This is a genomic window from Comamonas kerstersii, assembly GCF_008801935.1.
In the GTDB taxonomy this organism is placed as follows: Bacteria; Pseudomonadota; Gammaproteobacteria; order Burkholderiales; family Burkholderiaceae_C; genus Comamonas; species Comamonas kerstersii.
The window spans coordinates 1-22056 of the sequence record NZ_VZOT01000012.1; the positions used below are offsets into that span (position 1 = coordinate 1).

20 protein-coding genes and 2 tRNA genes are annotated in these 22056 nt (G+C 57.0%); 12 read left to right on the forward strand and 10 right to left on the reverse strand.

The features are described 5' to 3' along the window. Positions 1 to 217: 217 nt before the first annotated feature. The 7 genes from F7P80_RS13520 to cysS form a co-directional block, all read right to left on the reverse strand. A tRNA-Ser gene (locus tag F7P80_RS13520) sits at positions 218 to 310 on the reverse strand. 150 nt (positions 311 to 460) lie between these two features. After that, positions 461 to 553 (reverse strand) — tRNA-Ser (locus F7P80_RS13525). A 64-nt stretch (positions 554 to 617) separates the two neighbouring features. Next, a complete protein-coding gene (locus F7P80_RS13530) occupies positions 618 to 1883 on the reverse strand; it encodes an aspartate kinase (RefSeq protein ID WP_054066381.1) in 1266 nt (421 codons plus the stop codon). Positions 1884 to 1983: 100 nt separating this feature from the next. Next, the gene (gene tilS / locus F7P80_RS13535; RefSeq protein ID WP_151045502.1) at positions 1984 to 2931 is read right to left on the reverse strand and encodes a tRNA lysidine(34) synthetase TilS; all 948 of its coding nucleotides are present in this window, start codon (positions 2929 to 2931) and stop codon (positions 1984 to 1986) included. Positions 2932 to 3129: 198 nt separating this feature from the next. Then, entirely contained in the window at positions 3130 to 4101 is a 972-nt protein-coding gene (locus tag F7P80_RS13540; RefSeq protein WP_054066383.1) for an acetyl-CoA carboxylase carboxyltransferase subunit alpha, read from the reverse strand. Between the two features lie 45 nt (positions 4102 to 4146). Further along, complete coding sequence (locus F7P80_RS13545) at positions 4147 to 4803, reverse strand: DNA-3-methyladenine glycosylase family protein (protein ID WP_151045504.1); 657 nt, start codon at positions 4801 to 4803, stop codon at positions 4147 to 4149. A gap of 18 nt (positions 4804 to 4821) precedes the next feature. Then, the gene (gene cysS, locus F7P80_RS13550; protein WP_054066385.1) at positions 4822 to 6201 is read right to left on the reverse strand and encodes a cysteine--tRNA ligase; all 1380 of its coding nucleotides are present in this window, start codon (positions 6199 to 6201) and stop codon (positions 4822 to 4824) included. A gap of 183 nt (positions 6202 to 6384) precedes the next feature. On the opposite strand from cysS, the gene F7P80_RS13555 reads away from it, so the two are divergent. From F7P80_RS13555 to F7P80_RS13600, 10 genes are all read left to right on the forward strand, one after another. Continuing rightward, complete coding sequence (locus F7P80_RS13555; protein ID WP_054066439.1) at positions 6385 to 6915, forward strand: tetratricopeptide repeat protein; 531 nt, start codon at positions 6385 to 6387, stop codon at positions 6913 to 6915. A 63-nt stretch (positions 6916 to 6978) separates the two neighbouring features. After that, positions 6979 to 7563, forward strand: coding sequence for a peptidylprolyl isomerase (locus F7P80_RS13560; RefSeq protein WP_054066386.1), 585 nt, complete (start codon positions 6979 to 6981; stop codon positions 7561 to 7563). Between the two features lie 42 nt (positions 7564 to 7605). After that, on the forward strand, positions 7606 to 8133 hold the full coding sequence (locus F7P80_RS13565; protein WP_151045505.1) for a peptidylprolyl isomerase: 528 nt from the start codon (positions 7606 to 7608) through the stop codon (positions 8131 to 8133). Positions 8134 to 8178: 45 nt separating this feature from the next. Continuing rightward, complete coding sequence (locus tag F7P80_RS13570) at positions 8179 to 8958, forward strand: UDP-2,3-diacylglucosamine diphosphatase (protein WP_151045507.1); 780 nt, start codon at positions 8179 to 8181, stop codon at positions 8956 to 8958. Between the two features lie 302 nt (positions 8959 to 9260). After that, complete coding sequence (gene glnA, locus F7P80_RS13575) at positions 9261 to 10676, forward strand: type I glutamate--ammonia ligase (RefSeq protein WP_054066389.1); 1416 nt, start codon at positions 9261 to 9263, stop codon at positions 10674 to 10676. A gap of 212 nt (positions 10677 to 10888) precedes the next feature. Continuing rightward, positions 10889 to 11377, forward strand: a complete 489-nt coding sequence (locus tag F7P80_RS13580; protein WP_077344479.1) for a hypothetical protein — start codon at positions 10889 to 10891, stop codon at positions 11375 to 11377. Between the two features lie 17 nt (positions 11378 to 11394). Next, positions 11395 to 12471, forward strand: coding sequence for a nitrogen regulation protein NR(II) (gene glnL / locus F7P80_RS13585; RefSeq protein ID WP_058879620.1), 1077 nt, complete (start codon positions 11395 to 11397; stop codon positions 12469 to 12471). Between the two features lie 48 nt (positions 12472 to 12519). After that, complete coding sequence (ntrC, locus tag F7P80_RS13590; protein WP_151045509.1) at positions 12520 to 14064, forward strand: nitrogen regulation protein NR(I); 1545 nt, start codon at positions 12520 to 12522, stop codon at positions 14062 to 14064. 275 nt (positions 14065 to 14339) lie between these two features. Further along, a complete protein-coding gene (locus F7P80_RS13595) occupies positions 14340 to 15182 on the forward strand; it encodes a hypothetical protein (protein ID WP_151045510.1) in 843 nt (280 codons plus the stop codon). Between the two features lie 143 nt (positions 15183 to 15325). Beyond that, a complete protein-coding gene (locus F7P80_RS13600) occupies positions 15326 to 15664 on the forward strand; it encodes a MoaF-related domain-containing protein (RefSeq protein WP_151045512.1) in 339 nt (112 codons plus the stop codon). Positions 15665 to 15754: 90 nt separating this feature from the next. Here F7P80_RS13600 and F7P80_RS13605 read toward each other — a convergent pair whose 3' ends face one another. Then, on the reverse strand, positions 15755 to 16561 hold the full coding sequence (locus F7P80_RS13605; protein WP_151045513.1) for an META and DUF4377 domain-containing protein: 807 nt from the start codon (positions 16559 to 16561) through the stop codon (positions 15755 to 15757). A gap of 478 nt (positions 16562 to 17039) precedes the next feature. Here F7P80_RS13605 and F7P80_RS13610 point away from each other — a divergent pair, with 478 nt between their 5' ends. Continuing rightward, positions 17040 to 17516 carry a DUF2242 domain-containing protein gene (locus tag F7P80_RS13610; protein WP_240183973.1) on the forward strand — a complete coding sequence of 159 codons (477 nt, stop codon included), beginning with the start codon at positions 17040 to 17042 and terminating at the stop codon, positions 17514 to 17516. 188 nt (positions 17517 to 17704) lie between these two features. Then, a complete protein-coding gene (locus F7P80_RS13615; RefSeq protein ID WP_151045515.1) occupies positions 17705 to 18082 on the forward strand; it encodes an MDR/zinc-dependent alcohol dehydrogenase-like family protein in 378 nt (125 codons plus the stop codon). Positions 18083 to 18189: 107 nt separating this feature from the next. Here the strand turns inward: F7P80_RS13615 and F7P80_RS13620 are convergent, their stop codons facing one another. Both F7P80_RS13620 and F7P80_RS13625 read right to left on the reverse strand, forming a co-directional pair. After that, positions 18190 to 19551 carry a DUF945 family protein gene (locus F7P80_RS13620; RefSeq protein WP_151045517.1) on the reverse strand — a complete coding sequence of 454 codons (1362 nt, stop codon included), beginning with the start codon at positions 19549 to 19551 and terminating at the stop codon, positions 18190 to 18192. A gap of 259 nt (positions 19552 to 19810) precedes the next feature. After that, entirely contained in the window at positions 19811 to 21622 is a 1812-nt protein-coding gene (locus F7P80_RS13625) for a glutamine--tRNA ligase/YqeY domain fusion protein (protein WP_151045519.1), read from the reverse strand. Between the last annotated feature and the right edge of the window lie 434 nt (positions 21623 to 22056).

A 22056-nucleotide genomic window follows, 5' to 3' on the forward strand; every position in this document is an offset into this window, starting at 1 on the left:
ACGGAATTGAAGTGAACTTCACTTCTATTCTCATGAGCGTTTGATTTGGCAATTCGCCTTCAAACGCCCACGCTTATCGGCTGTATCTTGTTAAAGATGCCTTGAAGATCAATTTCTTCAAGTTTCGCTCGCTGCGATCAGCGAAGCCTTGTATTGTAGCACAACTTTTCATCAACTCGCTCAAAGTTTCTTTTTGAGCAAACCAGATCAGAAGATCTGGCGGAAACGGAGGGATTCGAACCCTCGATGAGGCTCTACACCCCATACTCCCTTAGCAGGGGAGCACCTTCGGCCACTCGGTCACGTTTCCGTTGAAGCCACTATTGTAAGCATGTTTTTGAGTGTTTTTTCAAAAACTGCCGCCAAATCGTCGAAATCCTCAGAGAACTCGACAAGCGCCTCTCACAAAAAAAAAGCAAAAGCCCGCTTTTGCGGACTTTTGCTTGCCTTGCGGCATGTTTGGCGGAAACGGAGGGATTCGAACCCTCGATGAGGCTCTACACCCCATACTCCCTTAGCAGGGGAGCACCTTCGGCCACTCGGTCACGTTTCCTAGGCGGTCGCCATTGTAACCAGCTTTTTGCTGCGTTCCGGACAACCGCTGTGCTTTTTAGCAATTATTCGCTCTTATCCAGACCGAATGCGGTGTGCAGAGCACGCACAGCCAGCTCCAGATACTTCTCGTCGATCACGACCGACGTCTTAATTTCCGAAGTAGAGATCATCTGGATGTTCACGTTTTCCTGGCTCAGCGCACGGAACATGGTGGATGCCACGCCCACATGGCTGCGCATACCGATGCCAACGATGCTGACCTTGGCGATATTGGGGTTACCCACCACTTCAGCCGCACCCAGAGCAGGCGCCACCTTCTCGCGCAGCAGGTCCAGCGCACGCTGGTAGTCGCCCTGATTCACGGTGAAGGAGAAGTCGGTCTTACCGTCCTTGGAGATGTTCTGAATGATCACGTCCACTTCGATGTTGGCATCGGCCACAGGGCCCAGGATGCCAGCAGCGATGCCGGGAGTGTCGGGCACGCCGAGCACAGAGATCTTGGCTTCACCACGGTTGAATGCGATGCCAGAAACGACGGCCTTTTCCATTTTTTCGTCTTCCTCAAAAGTAATCAGCGTGCCAGACTTGGCTTCCTCTTCCAAGTCGATGTCCCAGGGCGTGAAGCTGGAGAGCACACGCATGGGCACTTTGTATTTACCTGCGAATTCCACAGAGCGGATCTGCAGCACCTTGGAGCCCAGGCTGGCCATTTCCAGCATTTCTTCGAAGCTCACGGTACCCAGGCGCTTGGCAGCAGGCACCACGCGGGGGTCGGTGGTGTAGACACCATCCACATCGGTGTAGATCAGGCATTCGTCCGCCTTCAGCGCAGCAGCCACAGCCACAGCGGAAGTGTCAGAACCACCGCGACCCAGCGTGGTGATATTGCCTTCAGGGTCGATACCCTGGAAGCCAGTGATGATGACCACGCGACCCGCATCCAGATCCTTGCGCACACGGGCGTCATCAATGGATTCAATACGCGCCTTGGTGTAGCTGCTGTCGGTGCGCACAGGCACTTGCCAGCCCGCGTAGCTCACGGACTCCATACCCTCAGCCTGCAAAGCAATTGCCAGCAGTGCCGAAGAAGCTTGCTCGCCAGTAGCGGCCAGCATGTCCAGTTCGCGGTAGTACGAAGTTTTTGCAGCGCTAGGCGCCAGCTCACTGGCCAAGCCCAACAGGCGATTGGTTTCACCACTCATGGCGCTTGGGACCACCACCATCTGGTGACCAGCCCGAGCCCACTTGGCCACACGCTTGGCAACGTTGCGAATGCGCTCTGTCGAGCCCATCGAAGTGCCGCCGTATTTATGAACGATCAGTGCCATTGGATATTAGGTGACGAAACTGCTTGGCACGGCGCTGTTGGTACAAGGCGTGTTTTGGCGCGCCGCCGGTTTTCGTGCTCAAAAAAATTGGGACCAAAACTCAGGGATTGTACCAACCGAGTACTGTGCCTTTTCTTACGGCAAACCCGTAGCCGAGCTTGCAATGAATCTGGTGCCCACGGGTGCGGCAGGCTGCAATCAGGCGCTGCAATTCCTGCAGCTGCGCGGCCGATGGTGTGACGCCGTACTCCTGCAACAGCCAGTGCCGCAGCACATTGGCCTGGCGCTCTGTGCTGAGGCTTTGCAGCAGCTTAATCTGCGGCGGATTGCCCACCACCTGTAAATCCATCTGCGCCAACTCCTGCAGCAACTGCCTGGCCTGGGCGGCATGGGCACTGCTGCGCGCAAAAGTGTCGCGAAACTGCGGAAACACCTGCTCCAGCACTGGCAGCAACTGCAGACGAATGCGGTTGCGGGTGTAGCAGTCCTGGGCGTTGGTTGGGTCTTCCACCCAGTCTATACCCCGCGCTTTCAGCCACACGCGGATATCGGCAGCACGCACAGCCAGCAAAGGGCGATGCCAGTCCAGATCATCGTTGCGCCAGCACGCAGGCATGGCGGCAAGCCCTGCGACACCGGCACCACGGGACAGGGCCAGCAGCAGGGTTTCCACCTGATCGTCCGCATGCTGGGCCAGTGCCACGCTGGCGGCAGGCGTGTGGAAAGCGGTTTTGGCATGCGCGGCCAGTGCGGCATAGCGGTGCTGGCGTGCAGCATCTTCCGGACTTTGCCCCTTGGCATGACGCGCATCTACATGCACCACCGCCAGCAGCACCTGCAACTGCGCACAGACAGCGCGGCAATGGGCTTCAAAAGTATCCGCCGCAGCTTGCAGGCCGTGGTGCACATGGATGGCATAGACCTGCCCGGGCCAGCGCTGCGCACATGCATGTAGCAGTGCCGTGGAGTCTGCACCGCCGCTGTAGGCCACAGCCACAGGCAAGGCGGGCGCAAAAGCCTGCATGGCCTGATCGACAGAAAGCGTCACCCTGACCTCTTTTTAAAAATTCATAGCTTGTAGCGCTTGATTTATAAGCATTTCAGATACTTTTACATCTCAAAACCAAGCTAAACAAGTGCTAGAAGCTATCAATATTGAAATAGACAATGGCCCAACAAAAATGGCCCCACAGGGCCATTTCAGTGTCAGTCAAACACGCTGACAGCACAAGCTGCCAAGCGGTGATTAGCTGGCTTTGGTGTCGTTGAAGCGACCATAGCTTTGCAGGCGCTCGTAGCGGCGCTCCTGCAGTTCCTGGGGCTTGAGGTCTGCCAGCTGGCGCCATGCATCATTCAATGCGCGCTTGAGCAGGCTGGCCATGTGCTTGTGGTCACGGTGCGCACCGCCCACAGGCTCGTTGACGATCTTGTCGACCACACCCAGGGCCTTGAGACGGTGTGCGGTGATGCCCATGGCTTCCGCGGCCAGCTCAGCCTTCTCGCCCGTCTTCCACAGAATGGAAGCGCAGCCTTCAGGGCTGATCACGGAATAGACGGAGTACTGCAGCATCAGCACCTGGTCGGCCACGGAAATCGCCAGCGCGCCGCCGGAGCCACCTTCACCAATGATGGTGGTGATGATGGGCGTCTGCAGCTGTGCCATTTCGTAGATGTTGCGGCCAATGGCTTCGGACTGGCTGCGCTCTTCCGCGTCAATGCCAGGGAAAGCACCGGGCGTATCCACAAAGGTGAACACAGGCAGCTTGAACTTCTCGGCCGTCTTCATCAGGCGCAGAGCCTTGCGATAGCCTTCGGGCTTGGTCATACCAAAGTTGCGCAGTGCGCGCTCCTTGGTATCACGGCCCTTCTGGTGACCGATGACCATGCAGGGCTGGCCGTTAAAGCGCGCCAGGCCTCCGACGATGGACTTGTCATCCGCAAAGTGGCGGTCACCGTGCATTTCCACAAAATCGGTAAAGCACTCACGCACGTAGTCCAGCGTATAGGGACGCTCAGGGTGGCGTGCAATCTTGGTGATTTGCCAAGGGGTCAGATCACTGTAGATGTCCTTGGTCAGCTGATTGCTCTTTTTGCTGAGTCGATCAATCTCGTCCGAGATGTCCACCGCATTTTCAGTCTGCACGTAACGCAGTTCTTCGATTTTGGCTTCGAGCTCAGCAATAGGCTGTTCAAAGTCCAGAAAGGTTTTCTTCGCCAAGTTATTTCTCCTTGTCCCGGCCTGCGCGAGGGGCCTGAGGATGTATCAATAGGCCACAGGCTGCGGGTCGAGCGAGCGCCAAATATACCAAGTTGCCACGGTGCACCAAGGTTTCCAGGCCTCAGCCACTTCGCGGGCATCACTGCGACTGACGGGGTCGCCCGAGAAGTAGCTTTCGCTGATTCCCTTGAGCAGCCCTGCGTCATCCAACGGCAGAACATTGGGCCGCAGCAGGTAAAAAATCAAAAACATCTCTGCCGTCCAGCGGCCAATGCCACGGATGGCTGTGAGCTCTGCAATGATGGCTTCATCATCCATCTGCTCCCAGTCCTGCACGTGCAGGCAGTCTTCCGTGAAGTGCAGCGCCAGATCGACCAGATAGTCCACCTTGCGTGCGGACAGGCCTGCGCCACGCATGTCATCCACCTTCAGCAGCAGCACATTGGCTGGCGTCAGATCGGTGAGCAAGGCACTGAAGCGCTTCCACGTGGCCGAGGCAGACTTCACAGACACCTGCTGCCCCACGATGGAACGCGCCAGCGTGATGAAGGGGTCGCCGCGCGTTTGCAGCGCTTCTGCACTGTACTGCGGAATCAGTCGGCGCATCACCCGGTCTTTCTTGACCAGGTGCTTGCAGGCTTCCGCCCAGTACGCAGGCGCATGCGCGGGAGGGGCAGGCAATTCTTTGGGAATGGGAGACATAGGTTTTACAGCCAGTGTTTACTGGGCTGCCTCCCACGTTGTACCAGTGGGCGAATCCTTGAGCACAATGCCCTGCTCCAGCAATTCCTTACGGATGCGGTCGGCTTCTGCCCAGTTCTTGGCCGCCTTGGCAGCTGCACGTGCGGCAATCTGCGCCTCGATGGCAGCAGCATCCACACCGGCAGCACCCGCCTGCAGGAACTGCTGAGGATCATCCTGCAACAGACCCAGGCAAGCGCCCAGTGCCTTCAGCAAGCCAGCCAACTCGGGCGACTTGCTGCGATTGACTTCGCCAGCCAGGTCAAACAGCACTGCCACCGCTTCGGGCGTGCCAAAGTCTTCGTCCATGGCGGCCTTGAAGCGCGCTGCATGGGGTTCTGCCCAGTCAATAGCCACTTCAGCAGGGGCCACCAGACTCAGCGCGGTGTACAGGCGCTTGAGAGCGCCACGCGCGTCGTCCAGGTGCACGTTGGAGTAATTCAGCGGACTGCGGTAGTGGCTGCGCACCACGAAGAAACGCACGGTTTCCGCGTCGTATTCCTTGAGCACATCACGGATGGTGAAGAAGTTGCCCAGCGACTTGGACATCTTTTCGTTGTCCACATTGATGAAGCCGTTGTGCATCCACACCTGCGCAAACGGCTTGCCGGTCGCGCCTTCGCTCTGTGCGATTTCGTTTTCGTGGTGGGGAAACTGCAGGTCAGCGCCACCGCCGTGGATGTCAAAGCTCTCGCCCAGCATCTCACAGCCCATGGCCGAGCACTCGATGTGCCAGCCGGGGCGGCCTTCGCCAAAGGGGCTGGCCCATTTCACATCAGCAGGCTCTTCAGGCTTGGAGGATTTCCACAGCACAAAGTCCAGCGGGTCATGCTTACCATCCTGCACAGCCACACGCTCACCGGCATTGAGCTCGTCCAGCGACTTGCCCGAGAGCTTGCCGTAGCCGGGAAACTTGCGTACAGCAAAGTTCACATCGCCATTGCCTGCCTGGTAAGCCAGGCCTTTGTCCTGCAGCGTACCAATCATCTTGAGCATCTGCGGCACGTATTCGGTGGCACGAGGCTCAAAGGTGGGGCGCTCAATACCCAGGGCGTCGGCGTCCTGGTGCAAGGCATCGATCATGCGATCGGTCAGGCTGCGAATGGTTTCGCCGTTTTCCACGGCGCGCTTGATGATCTTGTCGTCAATGTCCGTGATGTTGCGCACATAGGTGACGCGATAGCCGCTTGCGCGCAGCCAGCGTTGCACCACGTCAAAGGCGACCATGGAACGAGCATGGCCCAGGTGGCACAAGTCATAAACCGTCATGCCGCAGACATACATGCGGACATGTCCGGGTTCAAGCGGCGAAAACGCTTCCAATGCACGCGACAGCGTGTTGTAGATACGCAAACTCATGGAGTGACAGAAACGGAAGTGGGGTGAGAGCGGCCGTCGTGCGACCCGCTCCAGCAGCTGGGCTACACGCCCAAGCAACAAGGGGTACTGCACCGCTTTCGCGTCAATACCCCTCAGCTACAATCTTCCGGAGTATAAGCCCAGCACACTGCAGGGCTCTTCTGGCCCTTGGAAAGCACCCACATGTCTTCTTACCTCCGCCCACAATCCTTGCTGCGCCTGCTGGCCGTGTCTGGTTTTTTGCTCGCTGGCTCGGCGCAGGCCGATATGTATGGGGATGTCTCCGCCCTGACCAAGGCTGGCAACACTGCCGAAGCCATTGCCAAAGCTGATCAATACCTGAGCAGCAACAGCCGTGACCCCCAGATGCGCTTTCTCAAGGGCGTGGCCCAATCCAAGGCAGGAGATCTGCAAGCAGCCGCAGCCACTTTTGAGGCGCTGATTCAGGAATACCCAGAGCTGCCTGAGCCCTACAACAACCTGGCCGTCATCTACGCCAACAATGGTGAGCTCAACAAGGCGCGTGACGCACTGGAAATGGCTGTGCGCAACAACCCGAACTACGCTGTAGCGCATGAAAACCTGGGTGATATTTATGCACGCCTGGCGCATGCGTCCTACAACAACTCCATCAAGCTCAACAGCAACAACCGGGCGCTGAAGCTCAAACTCAGTACGCTGACGGAGATGCTGCAGCCCGCTGCCGCGCAGTAACGCCTTTTCTCTTACTGGGCCAGCCATGTGCTGGCCTTGCCTTGATCGCACACAGACACTACCATGCGCCTGACCCGCAGAACCCTGAACCTGTCCCTCACCGGCCTGCTGCTTGCAGGCATGACCAGCCTTGCTGCTGCGCAGGATGCCAAGCAGCCGCGCGTGCAGTTCAACACCAGCATGGGAGATTTTGTGGTGGAGCTAGCTCCCACCAAGGCTCCCAAGACGGTGGAGAACTTTCTGCAATACGTGAACGACAAGCACTACGACGGCACCGTGTTCCATCGCGTGATTGATGGCTTCATGATTCAGGGCGGTGGCTTTACGGCCGACATGCAGCAAAAGCCCACCCGCGACCCCATTCCGCTGGAGGCACGCAACGGCCTGAAGAACGACCGCTACACCATTGCCATGGCACGCACTGGCAACCCCAACTCGGCCACAGCCCAGTTCTATATCAATGTGGCGAACAACGACATGCTCAACGCGCCCAATCCAGATGGCCATGGCTATGCGGTATTTGGCAAGGTTGTGCAAGGCCAAGCGGTGATCGACAAAATCCGCACCGTAGCCACTGGCAACCGGGGCATGCATCAGAATGTGCCCAAGGACCCCGTCACCATTGTTTCCGCTCGCGTTCTGCCCTGAAGCAGCTCGCTGGCTTTTCTGCCCTTTTACTGAAAGTTTTTCATGAGCAATCCTCAAGTTGAATTGCACGTCACCATCAACGTAGCTGACACAGCTACCCAAGGCGTGATCACCCTGGAACTGGATGCCAAGAACGCACCCAAGACCACTGAGAACTTCCTGAACTACGTCAACAACGGCTTTTACGACGGCACGATCTTTCACCGCGTGATCAAGAACTTCATGATCCAGGGTGGCGGCTTCACTGCTGACATGAAGCAAAAGCCCACCAACGACCCCATCGAAAACGAAGGCAAGAACGGCCTGAAGAACGATAAGTACAGCATCGCCATGGCTCGCACCAGCGACCCTCACAGCGCTACAGCCCAATTCTTCATCAACGTGGTGGACAACGACTTCCTGAACCACACCTCCCCCACACCTCAAGGCTGGGGCTATGCAGTGTTTGGCAAAGTGGTCAAGGGCACCGAAGTGGTAGACGCCATCAAGAAGGTGCGCACGACACGCCGCGGCTTCCACGACGACGTGCCTTTTGACGCCGTGGTGATCGACAAGGCTGTGGCCCTGTAATTCACGCCCATGCCACCGTTGGACCTAGCCATACCGCCAACGGACATGTCTTCGACCGTGCCTGCCATGCCAGAGCTCATCGCTCCTGCGCACTGGCGCACGGTCGAATTCATTTCCGACCTGCATCTGGACCCAGACGAGCCCGCCACAGTGCAGGCCTGGCGCGACTATTTGAGCAGCAGCCAGGCCGATGCGATCTTTTTGCTGGGCGATATCTTTGAAGTCTGGGTGGGTGACGATGCCCTGCTGGAAGCTGACAGTTTTGAAGCCAAATGTGCCCAAACACTAAGCACAGCAAGCGCAAGGCGCTCCTTATTTTTCATGGTGGGCAACCGTGACTTTCTGGCGGGTGATGCTTTCCTGCAGGCCACAGGCATGACGGGACTGGCAGACCCCACGGTACTGGCCTGGGGTGAGCGCCGCATGGTGCTCAGCCATGGCGATGCACTGTGCCTTGATGATGTGGAGTACCAGCAGTTCCGGGCACTCAGCCGCTCTGCCGCATGGCAGCAGCAGCTGCTGAGCCAGCCACTGGCCGTGCGCCGCGCAATTGGGAAGTCCGCGCGCTCCGAAAGCGCGCAGCGCAAGCAGTCAGGCGCCACCTATGCCGACGCTGACCCCGGCATGACAGCCAGCTGGCTGCAACAGGCCAGGGCGCAATGGCTGATTCACGGTCATACCCACCGCCCCGCAGACCATGCCCTGCCCGATGGGCGCATGCGTATCGTATTGAGTGACTGGCATATCGATAGCAATCACCACCGCGCGGAAATCCTTCGCGTGACACCGACCACCTGGGAACGCATTCCCTTTCCGGGTGGATGAAGGCTTTTCGCCTCATGCAGCAGAGATGGGTGCTGCATTGCCCCATAGCAGCACTCAACCACACCAATAGGTGATTGCACCAATATGGCGCACACTTAGGAACTAAAATGGTGCCAATCAGAATGCTTTGAAAAATTCAAAGCTTATTGCACCAACTTGGTGAATTACCACCTGGCCCATGAAGCTTGCCACTTCATGGGCTTATGCATGTATACACATGCAAGCGGAACGAATTCAAGCTGGCACACAAACTGCTTTGCTAACCGCGTACTTTCTATGAAGCGCTTTTCCAGGAGAACCTGATGGCTAAGACCGTTGCAGACGTGATGAACATGGTGAAGGAGAATGAGGTCAAGTTCATTGACCTGCGCTTCACCGACACCCGCGGCAAGGAGCAGCACGTAACTGTGCCTGTGTCGCACTTTGACGAAGACAAGTTCACTTCGGGCCATGCGTTCGACGGTTCGTCGATCGCTGGCTGGAAGGGTATTGAAGCATCGGACATGCAGCTGATGCCCGACCCCAACACCGCCAACATCGACCCCTTCTTTGAAGAAACCACACTGTTTCTGCAGTGCGATGTGATCGAGCCCGGTGATGGCAAGGCCTATGACCGTGACCCCCGCTCTGTCGCCAAGCGCGCAGAAGCCTACCTGAAGGCTTCGGGCCTCGGCGACACCGCCTACTTCGGTCCAGAACCTGAATTCTTCATCTTCGATGGCGTGCGCTGGAGCACAGAAGCCCACAACCCCTTCTACGAAATCGAAGAGTACGAAGCACCCTGGAACACAGGCGCTAAGTTTGAAGGCGGCAACCGCGGTCACCGTCCTCGCGTCAAGGGCGGCTACTTCCCCGTGCCTCCTGTCGACAGCACGCAAGACATGCGCGCAGAGATGTCCCTGATCCTCGAATCTCTGGGCATTCCTGTCGAAGTGTTCCACCACGAAGTTGCTGGTGCCGGCCAGAACGAGCTGGGCACCAAGTTCTCGACCCTGGTGGAACGCGCTGACTGGACCCAAGTACAAAAGTACGTGATCTGGAACGTGGCCAACACCTACGGCAAGACCGCGACCTTCATGCCCAAGCCCTACAACGGCGACAACGGCTCCGGCATGCACGTGCACCAGTCCGTATGGAAGGATGGAAAGAACCTGTTCGCCGGTGACGGCTATGCCGGTCTGTCTGACTTCGCGCTGTACTACATCGGCGGCATCATCAAGCACGCCCGCGCCCTGAACGCCATCACCAACCCTTCGACCAACTCGTACAAGCGTCTGGTGCCCGGCTTTGAAGCGCCCGTGAAGCTGGCTTACTCTGCCAAGAACCGCTCCGCTTCCATCCGTATTCCTTACGTGAGCAACCCCAAGGGCCGCCGCGTGGAAGCGCGCTTCCCCGATCCTATGATGAACCCCTACCTGGGCTTTGCTGCCCTGCTGATGGCGGGTCTGGACGGCGTGGAAAACAAGATCCACCCCGGCGAAGCTGCAACCAAGGACCTCTACCACCTGCCCCCAGAGGAAGACAAGCTGGTGCCCACCGTGTGCCACAGCCTGGATCAGGCACTGGAAGCACTGGACGCAGACCGCGCCTTCCTGACCAAGGGCGGCGTGTTCAGCGACAGCATGATCGATGCCTACATCGAACTAAAGATGGGCGAAGTGACCCGCTACCGCCAGTCCGTACACCCTGTCGAATACGACATGTACTACTCGCTGTAATCCACGGGATTGCTGTGCTCCTGCAAAGGAGTGCAGCCCACCTGCAAAAAATGGCAACCCCACGGTTGCCATTTTTTTCGGAAAACTTCCATGAATGCGCGCAATCAATCAAAGACAAGCCATGCAGCACATTGCAAAATGCGGCGACCTCTTTCAGAGGAAATGGGATGGATGCTTTTGATTGGAGGCAAAAAATGCACCGATGGATCGTCATGCTGGCAGGCAGCTGTATGAGCACAGTCATGTTGTACGGAACAGCCATGGCCCAGGACCAGATATACCGCTGCGGCAATGAGTACACCAATAACGCCACCATCGCCAAGCAGCGCAACTGCCAGGTGGTAGAAGGCGGTCATGTGACCGTGGTACATACAGACAGCCCACGCTCAGGCAGCAAACCCTCTGCCAGCGCAGACAGCAAGCCAAGCCCGAACCGCGCGGCCAAAGTAGACCCTGGCCAGCAAAAATCGCGTGACAGCGATGCCCGCAGCATCCTGCAGGCAGAGCTCGAAAGAGCGCAGCAAAGGCTCCAGGCACTCCAGGAAGAGTACAACGGCGGCAACCCCGTCAAAACTGCGCTGGAACTGCGCAACCCACAGGTCTACATGGAACGGCTGGAAGCCTTGAAAGCCAATATCGCACGCCAGGAAGCTGATATTGCAGGCATTCAGCGTGAACTCTCGCGCCACAAAGGCAATTAATTCATAGATTTGATTTCATGCATCCAGATTCCTCCAGCCCAGCCCAGCGTTTTGCCGCTCTGGATCTGCTGTCTACGCTGACCGCTGTAGTCGATCAGCAAGGTCTGCTTATTTTTGCGAATGCCGCGCTGGAAAGTGCCATGGGTATCTCGCGCCGCATGCTGGAGGGCAGCGAGTTTGCCCAATACCTGTCCGCACCATCATTGCTGCAAAGCGGCCTGCAGGCTGCAGATGGCCAAAGCTACGCAGCCATGAGTTTTGATACCAGCCTGCTGTGCAACAGCCAGGATGCGCTGTTTGTGCATGTCACCGTCACACCGGTCGAACACACGAACTACAAGCTGATTGAGCTGTGGATGCTGGAGCAGCAAGCCCGGCAAGACCGTGAAGAGCGCCTGGTGGAGCAGGCCCAGGCCAACAAAGAGCTGGTGCGCAATCTGGCCCATGAAATCAAAAATCCGCTGGGTGGCATCAGGGGTGCAGCGCAGTTGCTGGAAATGGAACTGGACAGCAGAGAGTTGCACGAATACACCCAGGTCATCATCCACGAGGCGGACCGCCTGCAAAGCCTGGTCGATCGTCTGCTGGCACCGCACCGCCACCCCCACCAGCTCACCGACCTTAATATTCACGAAGTGTGTGAGCGCGTGCGATCACTGGTGCTGCTGGAATACCCGCAAGGCCTCAAGATCCGACGCGACTACGACATCTCCATCCCAGAGTTCAAGGGCGACCGGGAACAGCTCATACAAGCTCTGCTGAACATTGTGCAGAACGCAGCACTGGTCTTGTCTGACACCATGACCACTGGTGGTAATGCTGAAATCACCTTGCGCACCCGGGTTGCGCGTCAGGTGACGATTGGCCGCCAGCGCCACAGACTGGCATTGGAATTGCATGTCATTGACAACGGCCCCGGCGTACCGGATCACATCAAGGAGCGGATTTTTTTCCCTCTGGTCACCGGACGGGATGGAGGCTCAGGTTTAGGACTGCCGCTGGCACAGACTTTTGTGCAGCGCCACCATGGTCTTATTGAATGCGAAAGCATGCCTGGGCGCACGGACTTCCGTATTCTGATCCCGCTGCCATAAGACTTCGGGCCGACAACCATGCACAGCAACGGAAGGTAAACACAGCATATGAAGCCGATCTGGATAGTAGATGACGACCCCTCGATCCGCTTCGTCTTAGAAAAGGCGTTGGCTCGCGAGAATCTGGAAACCCGAAGTTTCAGCAACCCTCGTGAAGTGCTGCATGCACTGGCAGAGATTCCTGAGGGTGATCCATCGCATCAAGGCCCCCGGGTACTGGTCAGCGATATTCGCATGCCTGGCGGCTCCGGCCTGCAGCTGCTGGAAGAGGTACACACCCAGCACCCTGGCCTACCCGTCATCATCATGACGGCATATTCGGATCTGGACAGTGCAGTCTCTGCATTCCAGCACGGCGCATTCGAATATCTGCCCAAGCCTTTTGACCTGCCCAAGGCCGTAGAGCTGATCCGCCGTGCCGTGGAAGAAACCGAGCATGAGCTGGTCGCCGAAGAGCGTATCAGTGCCATGCCTGAAATGCTGGGACAAGCCCCAGCCATGCAGGATGTCTTCCGCGCCATTGGCCGCCTGAGCCAGAGCGCAGTGACCGTGCTGATCACTGGTGAGTCTGGCGCAGGCAAGGAGCTCGTCGCACGCGCACTGCACAAGCACTCTCCCGTATCCAATGGCCCCTTTGTAGCCATCAACACGGCCGCCATTCCAAAAGATCTGCTGGAGTCCGAGCTGTTTGGTCACGAACGTGGCGCGTTCACGGGCGCCCAAACCCAGCGCCGTGGTCGCTTTGAACAGGCCGAAGGCGGCACACTCTTTCTCGATGAAATTGGCGATATGCCTTTTGATCTGCAGACACGCCTGCTGCGCGTGCTTTCTGACGGGCAGTTCTACCGCGTCGGTGGTCACACAGCCGTCAAGAGCAATGTGCGCGTGATTGCAGCCACCCACCAGAATCTGGAGCAGCGCGTCAAGGACGGCGTCTTCCGCGAAGACTTGTTCCACCGTCTGAACGTGATTCGCCTGCGCCTGCCTTCCCTGCGTGAGCGCGCGGAAGACATTCCCATGCTGGTCAGGCACTTCCTGCAGCGCAGTGCCAAGCAGCTCGGCGTAGAACCCAAACGCATTTCCGAAGCTGCCCTGCAGCGCCTGGTGCAATTCAAGTTCCCGGGCAATGTGCGCCAGCTGGAAAACATCTGCCACTGGCTGACAGTAATGGCACCTGCGCAGCAGATTTCCCTGCAGGACCTGCCCCCAGAGGTGCTGGAAAGCGATGGCAAGCCAGCGCCACAGCCAGCCTTGGCAGAAGCAGAAGGCCAGCCGCTGGATACGCCTTCACCACTGCCCAATACGGCCTCCACGGTGCAAGCTGCGCCAGAAGGCCTGGCGGCTGCAGACAACTGGAGAAGCTTGCTGGAAGCCGAAGCTCGCAAACTGTTGCAGACTGAAGGCAAGGATGTCTGGGACATTCTGAGCCAGCAATTTGAATCCAGCCTCATCGCCACCGCGCTTACGCTGACCCATGGCCGCAGAATGGAAGCTGCCCAGCGCCTGGGGATTGGCCGCAACACCATTACCCGGAAAATTCAGGAGCTCGGTCTAGACAGCGCAGAGCGTCTGGCCCAGGACGAAGCCCGATAAACCACCGCGCCACCACCGCTAATGCCGTTCACAACCGTGAACGGCATTTGTTTTTTGCAGGGGATCAGATATTCAGCAGCAGGCGCTTACTCTGAAGGCATCGCTAGAGCACTGCAGTCTCATACTGGAGTCAGCGACTGGCACCACGGCTTGCGCAGCCCCCGCTATTCGTCCTACATCTACCGCTTATCTCTACCGACTGTCAAAAAATTGCAGTCGTTGACAATTGATTGCTGCGGTGCAGAAAGCCGTACATGCATCCATTGACACTTCATATGCGGTTTTACATCACACCATCAGCAACACCGTCTGCCCCCCAGCTACTGGGCGCCCAAAACGCCTACACGCTCAGTGTCATTGACATACAGATGCGCTTGCTGGCCGATCTGGAAAATCAGTACTGGCGCAAACATTTTGCACACCGCCCCTATTACGTAGCGGGACGCAGCTACGACCAATACCAGCCTGCGTATGAGCTGGGCTGGCTCCATGCCGTACAGCACCCACTCTCAAGCTTTGACACGCTCGAAGCACATCTTGCCCAGCAGTGGAGCAGCCAGCGCACCACCAGTCTGCTGTCATGGAAAGAAGCGCGCTCTGCTGTCCAGGACGGCTGGCGGCATGCACTGCAACAGCAGCATGCATGGCAGCAACCTGCCGCACCAGCCTCCTCGCTGACACCGGAAATGGCCAGAATGCTGAAGTCACTCTATCGGCACGGCCTGCATCTGTCTGGTGAACTGACACGCCTTGCACAAATGCGCGTGAGTGACTTTGTCACCGAAGTCGTCAATCAGCATGCACGGATGTTGCGTGACTTTTCACACAGTCTGGCAAAGCTTCCCGTCGTACGGCGTACATCACAGTCGTTCAGCCATAGACTGGTCCACAAAATGCGCAGGCACTGGAGTTCCATGCAGTCTCATCTGCTGGAAGCTGACCCTGAGTCCCTGCTGCTGGAGTGTGAGCAAAAAGAGTATGAGCTGCTGCAGGCCTACCAGCGTGCTTGCGAGTACGCGTTACCAGAGCATGTGCATCACATCCTGCAGCAGCAAAGCCTGCAGCTGCGACAGCAACTGGAAAAACTCCGTCTGGCGCGCAGCCTCCGGGACTTCTGAGCACACAAAGTCTGAATGCTGTAGTCCACAAAACTTGCTTTATATCGAGCAGTCCTCCCACAGGCCATGCACAACAAGCAATTCAACAATTGCTTGCATGCACGGCCAGCACATGCTGGCACAGTAGGTGAAGGAATTCAAAAATGACAATGCACTACACAGGAGCTTTACTCGGACGAAACGCAGTCATAGAGTTTCCAGAGAGTACAGCGTATGTGAGCTATTCAGTGCGCGGAGAGCTGAAGTGGAAAGTAACGGACAAACACGGCAATGTCACACAGGGACAGGAACGCCTGAGTTACCTGCAACTGTCTGACAAGCTGCATTTTCTGAACTGGGTGGAAAAAACAGGTTTTACCGTCAGCCAGGTCATTGATACAGAGACCTGCACCGTCAAGGCCTTCTGGTCCCACGCAGATGAAATGAGCGATTCTGGCCATCGCGCATCCATGTTCGTGAACGGAACTTTCCGTTTCGCCTGAACCACCCAGGCCCTGCTTCATAAACAGACAGCCCTTGCCTGAAGCAAGGGCTGTTTGTTTGCACTGTAGAAAGTGTGTCGATGACGAGACTTAGCGCTTGATTTCGCTTTCAACAACCAAGTCCAGCACATCCACATACTTGGATGCATCAGCTGGTGCATTTTGATTGGTATAGCGCTTGATGCGCAAAATATTGCGCACATTGGGCTGCTTGCTGTAGCCCTCAATGGAGCCATAGTAATTGCCCCATGTGCCAAAGCCTTGCTTGATACCCTGGGCATCATATTTGACTTCACGCACTTGCAAGCACTGCGCGTTCTCCACCAATGGATGGTGACAGACTACTTTATCGGGAGCAACCTCCAGAAACATCTGCTCGCTCGGACCATACAGTGTTTCATAGGTGGGTTTGCCCTTGAGCTCCCAGACCACCCCACCCTGGAAAGTAAGCGCCAGTACAGGCGCATTCTCAGAACCGGTGATCTTCCAGGATTGCACCTTGGGCAGCTGCTGGGCGACCTGCCGCTCCAGAGCCATCATCTTTTCATCATTGCAGGCCATCATGGTGGAGATCATGCGGCTGACTTGCAGCGCATCACCCTGAGCTTCATAGCTGCCATGCATGTTGTTGCAAAGGCGCTTGACCACCAGTGCATTCTCGCCAGTGAACAGCAGCTCCACAGGAACGCGGCTGGCTGCAACGCTACGCTGCCATTGCATGTCGGTGCTGCCATCCACATCTCGCACCTGGTTCAACTGCCAGTGATGGGTCTGCAGCGAGACAGGCGTCGACGCGCTCGTTGGTTGTGGACGTTTTTGCACATCCGTGGCATGCGTACAGCCCAGCGCAAAGGTGGTCAGTACACAAGCTGCAGCAATTGATTTCAGAGACGACATCGCGCCATTTCCTTTTCGTTATGAGCTACTCACGCGCTTCTGTCAGCCTGCGGCCAACGGGTGCAACCAAGCTTGTTGTCTTGACTTCGAAACAAGCTCTTATGTGCCGCGTGAGCAAGATCCAAGCATATGAAACTGCAGCTTAGAGCTTGCCCTTAGAAGCCCTGCACCTTCAGTTCGTTGTATCTAATTGTTTGTGATATTTCTTCCCGATACGTTTTGAGACAAATTATCTGTAAAACGCCTGCTTTCTGTCTGAGTACACTACCTCTTAAGCTCCTAAAAAGTGAGCAATTTACACGAAAACAAGCTGGTTTTTTTCACAAGGTGCACAATGACGGCTTTACGGAATTCGGTCATGTTTCTGGTACGCATGGGCAAGTCAACACACGGGATGAACGCAGCTTTTACAGGCCTTGGCATCGCAATGCTGCTGGCAGGCTGTTCTGGCTTAGGGCATAGCCAGATGCCGGAGGCCATGCCCAAGGTAGAGGAGCAATTTGGCTCTGCTGCTACGTATTCACGCATGTTTGAAGCGACTCCCGCACAGACTTGTGAAGCTGCACGCCGGGCACTGCTAAGCCAGGGATATGTCATCAACAAGGCTGACAAGGAAGTGGTGGAAGGCCAGAAAAGCTTTCAGCCCAAGGCCGACCGCCATGTGCAGATGAATATTCGCGTGACCTGCGTGATCGAAGGCAGCGACAACACACTCAGCGTAGGTTTCGTGAGCGCGCTGCAAGACACCTTTGCTCTCAAGATGGCCAGCAACTCCGCCAGTGTTGGCGTCAGCATGCTCGGCACCGTCTCCGTACCAGTGGCTGCCGGTCATGACTCTATGATCAAGATTGGCAGTGAAACCGTCAGCAGCGACAAGTTCTACGACAGCTTCTTTGAACTCATGCACCGCTACCTGCTGATCGACCCTGCTTCTGCACGTACGGGCAGCAAGTAAACCTCATTCACAGGCCGTCATGACAGGCCTTCTGAGGCGAGTATTCACCTCTTGTTTTCTCTGTTTTCCATAGCTTGAAACGCTGCATTCTTGAGCTTGCGCAGAAAGTTCTATTCCTGCTGGCATGACACTTTGCAGCCATGCTGCACGGCGCAACTGCCATACAGACTGACTGAAGGAAAACATTCATGCAAGCATTTCGTATCGTCATGATTGGCGCAGGAGAAACCGGTGCACCACTGCTGCAGCAACTGCTGCAATCTGGCTTTACTCAGGTCGCAGGCGTGGCAGATCTGAATCTGGATCTGCCCGGCATCGCCCTGGCCCGTGAGCACGGCGTGCCCGTGTCTGACAACTTCATGGACTTTGTGCGCCAGGGCGAGGAGGTGGACATCATCATCGATGTCACCGGCGTAGCCAAGGTGCGCGAGCAGTTGCGTCAGTACATGGTGGAAAGTGGCAATACGCACACGCTGATCATGCACGAGCGCATTGCGCTGCTCATGATGTCGCTGTCCGCTGGCAAGCTGGTGGACGGCAAGCACGGCACACAGGCATACGCTTAAAATTAATAGCTGCTAACGCTTTCTACATCAGCGTTAGAGCCATATTCTTAACAAAAAGGGCTACCCATGGGTAGCCCTTGCTGTTTGGAACGCGGTATCGCTGCTGCTTACAGCACGCTACCAATGCTCAGCAGCTGCTGCAGCGTCTGGGGCTGCTCATTGAGCTTGAACTCACCTTCCGAGAAGCTCAGGGTCGCACTCACACCGTCTGCCCCTTGCTTGAGAACGCCGTTATCAATCAGCATTTGCAGACGCTGTTGCACACCCTTTTCGACGGCGGCCTGCAGCTCTTCTTCCTCAACCTCACTCCCCATCTGCTCCAGCAACTGGACATAGTCGTTGCGCACTCGGCCGTCCATGATGAGCTTGATCAACTGCACAGGCATGGACAGCTGTACCTGCCCGGCCATATCCATGGCAGGGTCAAAGGCTTGCGGCTGTTCGCCTACATAGCGCAGGAAAGCGGACAGCGCCACCGGGCCATCACTGCTGTCCATACTCAGACGCTGGATCTGCAGCTCTGGCTTACCTTCCAGCAGCAGAGGCAGCGTCTCAATCAGCTGGTTGACCTGCTCATCTGTGCTGCCTGCCGTCTGCATCATGCCCATCCACTGCTCAAACCAGGGCGCATTGATATTGTTTGCCTGGATCTGCAGCAGGATGTTCTTGGTGCTGAAGCTCGGGCTTTGCAGCTCCTTGACATGCAGCGACATGTCCGAACTCAGCAATTCCTGCTTGAGCTGGTTCACGCTCTTGATCTCAACGCCCTGCACGCTGACCGTCGATTCATCGGTGGCATCACGCACATTCAGATGCTCCAGCTGCATGGCACTGGAACCTAGCCAGAAACTGTAGCCCTGTGGAATACGGGCATCAAATCTCAGCTCCGCACCGGACATTTCCATGCGGCTGCCGTCCTGCTCTTCAGCCTGCACAGCAGGCATGCGTGCAAAGCCCTTGGTGGCATCCATCTCTGCAGACATCGTCCACTCCATCTGCAGCCCCCCCCAGGTCAGGGCTGAACCATCTTCAAACGCTGCCTTGAAGCTGGGTGACTCCATGTGGTTGGAGGTTGCGCCCGACCAGTCCGCCAATGCCGTCCATTCCAGCGGTGCGCGCTGCTCCAGGGCCTTGACCAGTGCAGGGTCTGTACCTTCAGGTAGCAGGAAGCGGGACACCACTTTGGCGGCTTTACCCATGGGCCATGGTCCATGCAGGATGTCATGCTTGGCCGTGATTTCATAGGTGTCATCTTCGGTAGCAATCGACCATAGCGTGGTGGCCTTGGAACTGATGATGCCGCGCTCATAGTCCATCACCTGTACGGTGACGCCGCTGCCCTCTGCCCAGGAATCTGCCGTTTGCTCAATGGCTTGCTCAATACGCCCGCCAACGTAATAGCTGGTTGCCAATGCGCCAGCGACAGCCAGCGCGCCGATGCTCACTGCACCAATGGCTAGTTTTTTCATGAATGCCTCTTCAAAATCTGCATGGGCAAGCAAACGGCTTGCGCTGCGAGATTGTAGGTATGGCAGGCAAAGCGCAGTGTAAGTACGCACCAAGTGTTGTTTTAACGCTTTGATTCTTGATTTTTATAGCTACTCGCGCTTATTTCATCGGCGCTAGAGGCCAAAAACTCTATGAATACAAAATCCCATCTGCACATGCTTGCGCACATGAAAAAAGGCTGCCGAAGCAGCCTTTATGCAGATGAAGCAATGCCCAGAATTACTTGCCCCAGGAGTCCTTCAGACCTGTGATCTTGTTGAACACAGGCTTGTCGGCCGTGTGGTCCTTGCGATCGGCCACAAAGTAGCCAAAGCGCTCGAACTGGAACTTGTCGTCAGGCTGCGCCGCCTTGAGCGAGGGCTCCACATAGGCCTTCACGACCTTGAGGCTGTCAGGATTGAGCAGGCTCAGATAGTCCTTGCCGCCTGCATCAGGCTGTGGATCGGTAAACAGACGGTCGTACAGACGCACTTCGGCTTCAATACCATCCTGCACACCCACCCAGGTAATGGCAGCCTTGACCTTGACAGAGTCCGCACCAGGGGTGCCGCTCTTGGTGTCAGGCACCACAGTGGCCAGCACCTTGGTGATGGTGCCGTCAGCATCTTTTTCGCAGCCTGTGCACTCAATCACATAGCCGCCCTTCAGGCGTACCTTGTTACCGGGGAACAGGCGCTTGTAGCCCTTGGGAGGCACTTCGGCAAAGTCTTCACGCTCAATCCATACTTCGCGGCCCAGCGTGAACTGGCGCTCAGGCACAGTTTCGCCTTCTGCATGGTGTGGCAGAGCAGGCAAGCTGCACTGTTCGACGTGGTCCGCTGCGCCAAAGACTTCTGCCCAGTTGGTCAATTCCAGCTTCACGGGGTCCAGCACCACCATGGCGCGGTGGGCCTTGTTTTCCAGGTCTTCGCGCAGGCAGCCATCCAGCGTGGCGTAGTCAATCCAGCTGTAGTCCTTGGTCACGCCAATGCGCTCGCAGAAGTTGCGGATCGACTCAGGCGTATAGCCACGGCGGCGCAGGCCCACGATGGTAGGCATGCGAGGGTCATCCCAGCCAGTCAGCGTGCCGCTGTCCACCAAGTGCTTGAGCTTGCGCTTGGAGGTGACGACGTAAGTCAGATTCAGGCGTGCAAACTCATACTGACGGGGCTGGGGAGAGGCAATCAGGCCGCCTTCACGCAGGTGGTCCAGCAACCAGTCATAGAAGGGGCGCTGGTCTTCAAACTCCAGCGTGCAGATGGAGTGGGTGATGTGCTCCAGCGCGTCCTCAATGGGGTGCGCGAAGGTGTACATGGGGTAGATGCACCATTGGTTGCCGGTGTTGTGGTGCTCGGCATGGCGCACCCGGTAGATGGCTGGGTCACGCAGATTGATATTGGGCGAAGCCATGTCAATCTTGGCGCGCAGCACCGCAGCGCCATCGGCCAGCTTGCCATCCTTCATGTCCGCAAAGCGCTGCAGGTTCTCGGCCACGCTGCGGTCGCGGAAGGGGCTGTTCACGCCGGGGCGGGTGAAGTCGCCACGGTTGGCGCGCATGTCTTCGGCCGACTGCTCATCCACATAGGCCAGCCCTTGTTCGATCAGATACACGGCGGCGCGGTACATGAAGTCGAAATAGTTGCTGGCGTAGTAGAGGTTGCTGTTGCCCCGTGCATCCTTCCAGTCAAAGCCCAGCCACTGCACGGCATCCTTGATGCTGTCCACGTATTCCTGGTCTTCTTTTTCTGGGTTGGTGTCGTCAAAGCGCAGGTGGCACACACCGCCGTAGTCACGCGCCAGACCAAAGTTCAGGCAGATGGACTTGGCATGACCTACGTGCAGATAGCCATTGGGCTCGGGCGGAAAACGCGTGCGAATCTTGGCTTCATCCACCTGACCCTGTTCATGGTGCTGGGCATCGCCAGGCGCACCGCCCCAGCGGCGGCCAGCATGCGTGCCTTTTTCCAAGTCGGCTTCGATGATTTGTCGCAGGAAGTTGGTGGGCTTGACCACTTCCGATGTGTCGTTGTTGGTGTTGGCGGGTGTGCTCATATCCTGATGATTGTAGGCCGCCTTGCAAGAGAAAGCTGGCACTGCGGGTGTTCTAGGCCATGCCCCTTGCTCTGCAGGGCATACAGGTCTGCACCGCTGCAAACAAACCGACACACGCCTTTACCGTTGTTTTACCTTTGTGCCGACATCCAAAACGTAAGCTGCAGCGTTATGAGGCTTATCAGCAGCTCAGAAGGGAAAAATCACATGCACACAGCACTCACTCACCACCTTGGCATACGCTGTCTGGCGACTGTGAGCCTGTTCGCAGCACTGGCAGCCACTCAGGCACAGGCAGGCAATGTCGGTGTATCAATCGGAATTTATGTACCAGGCGTCCCGGTCTATGTCGCTCCGCCTCCTCCTCCGCCACCACCGCGTGCCGTGCGCCATATGCCACCGCCTTATGTGGTGTACGCACCACCCCCTCGCGG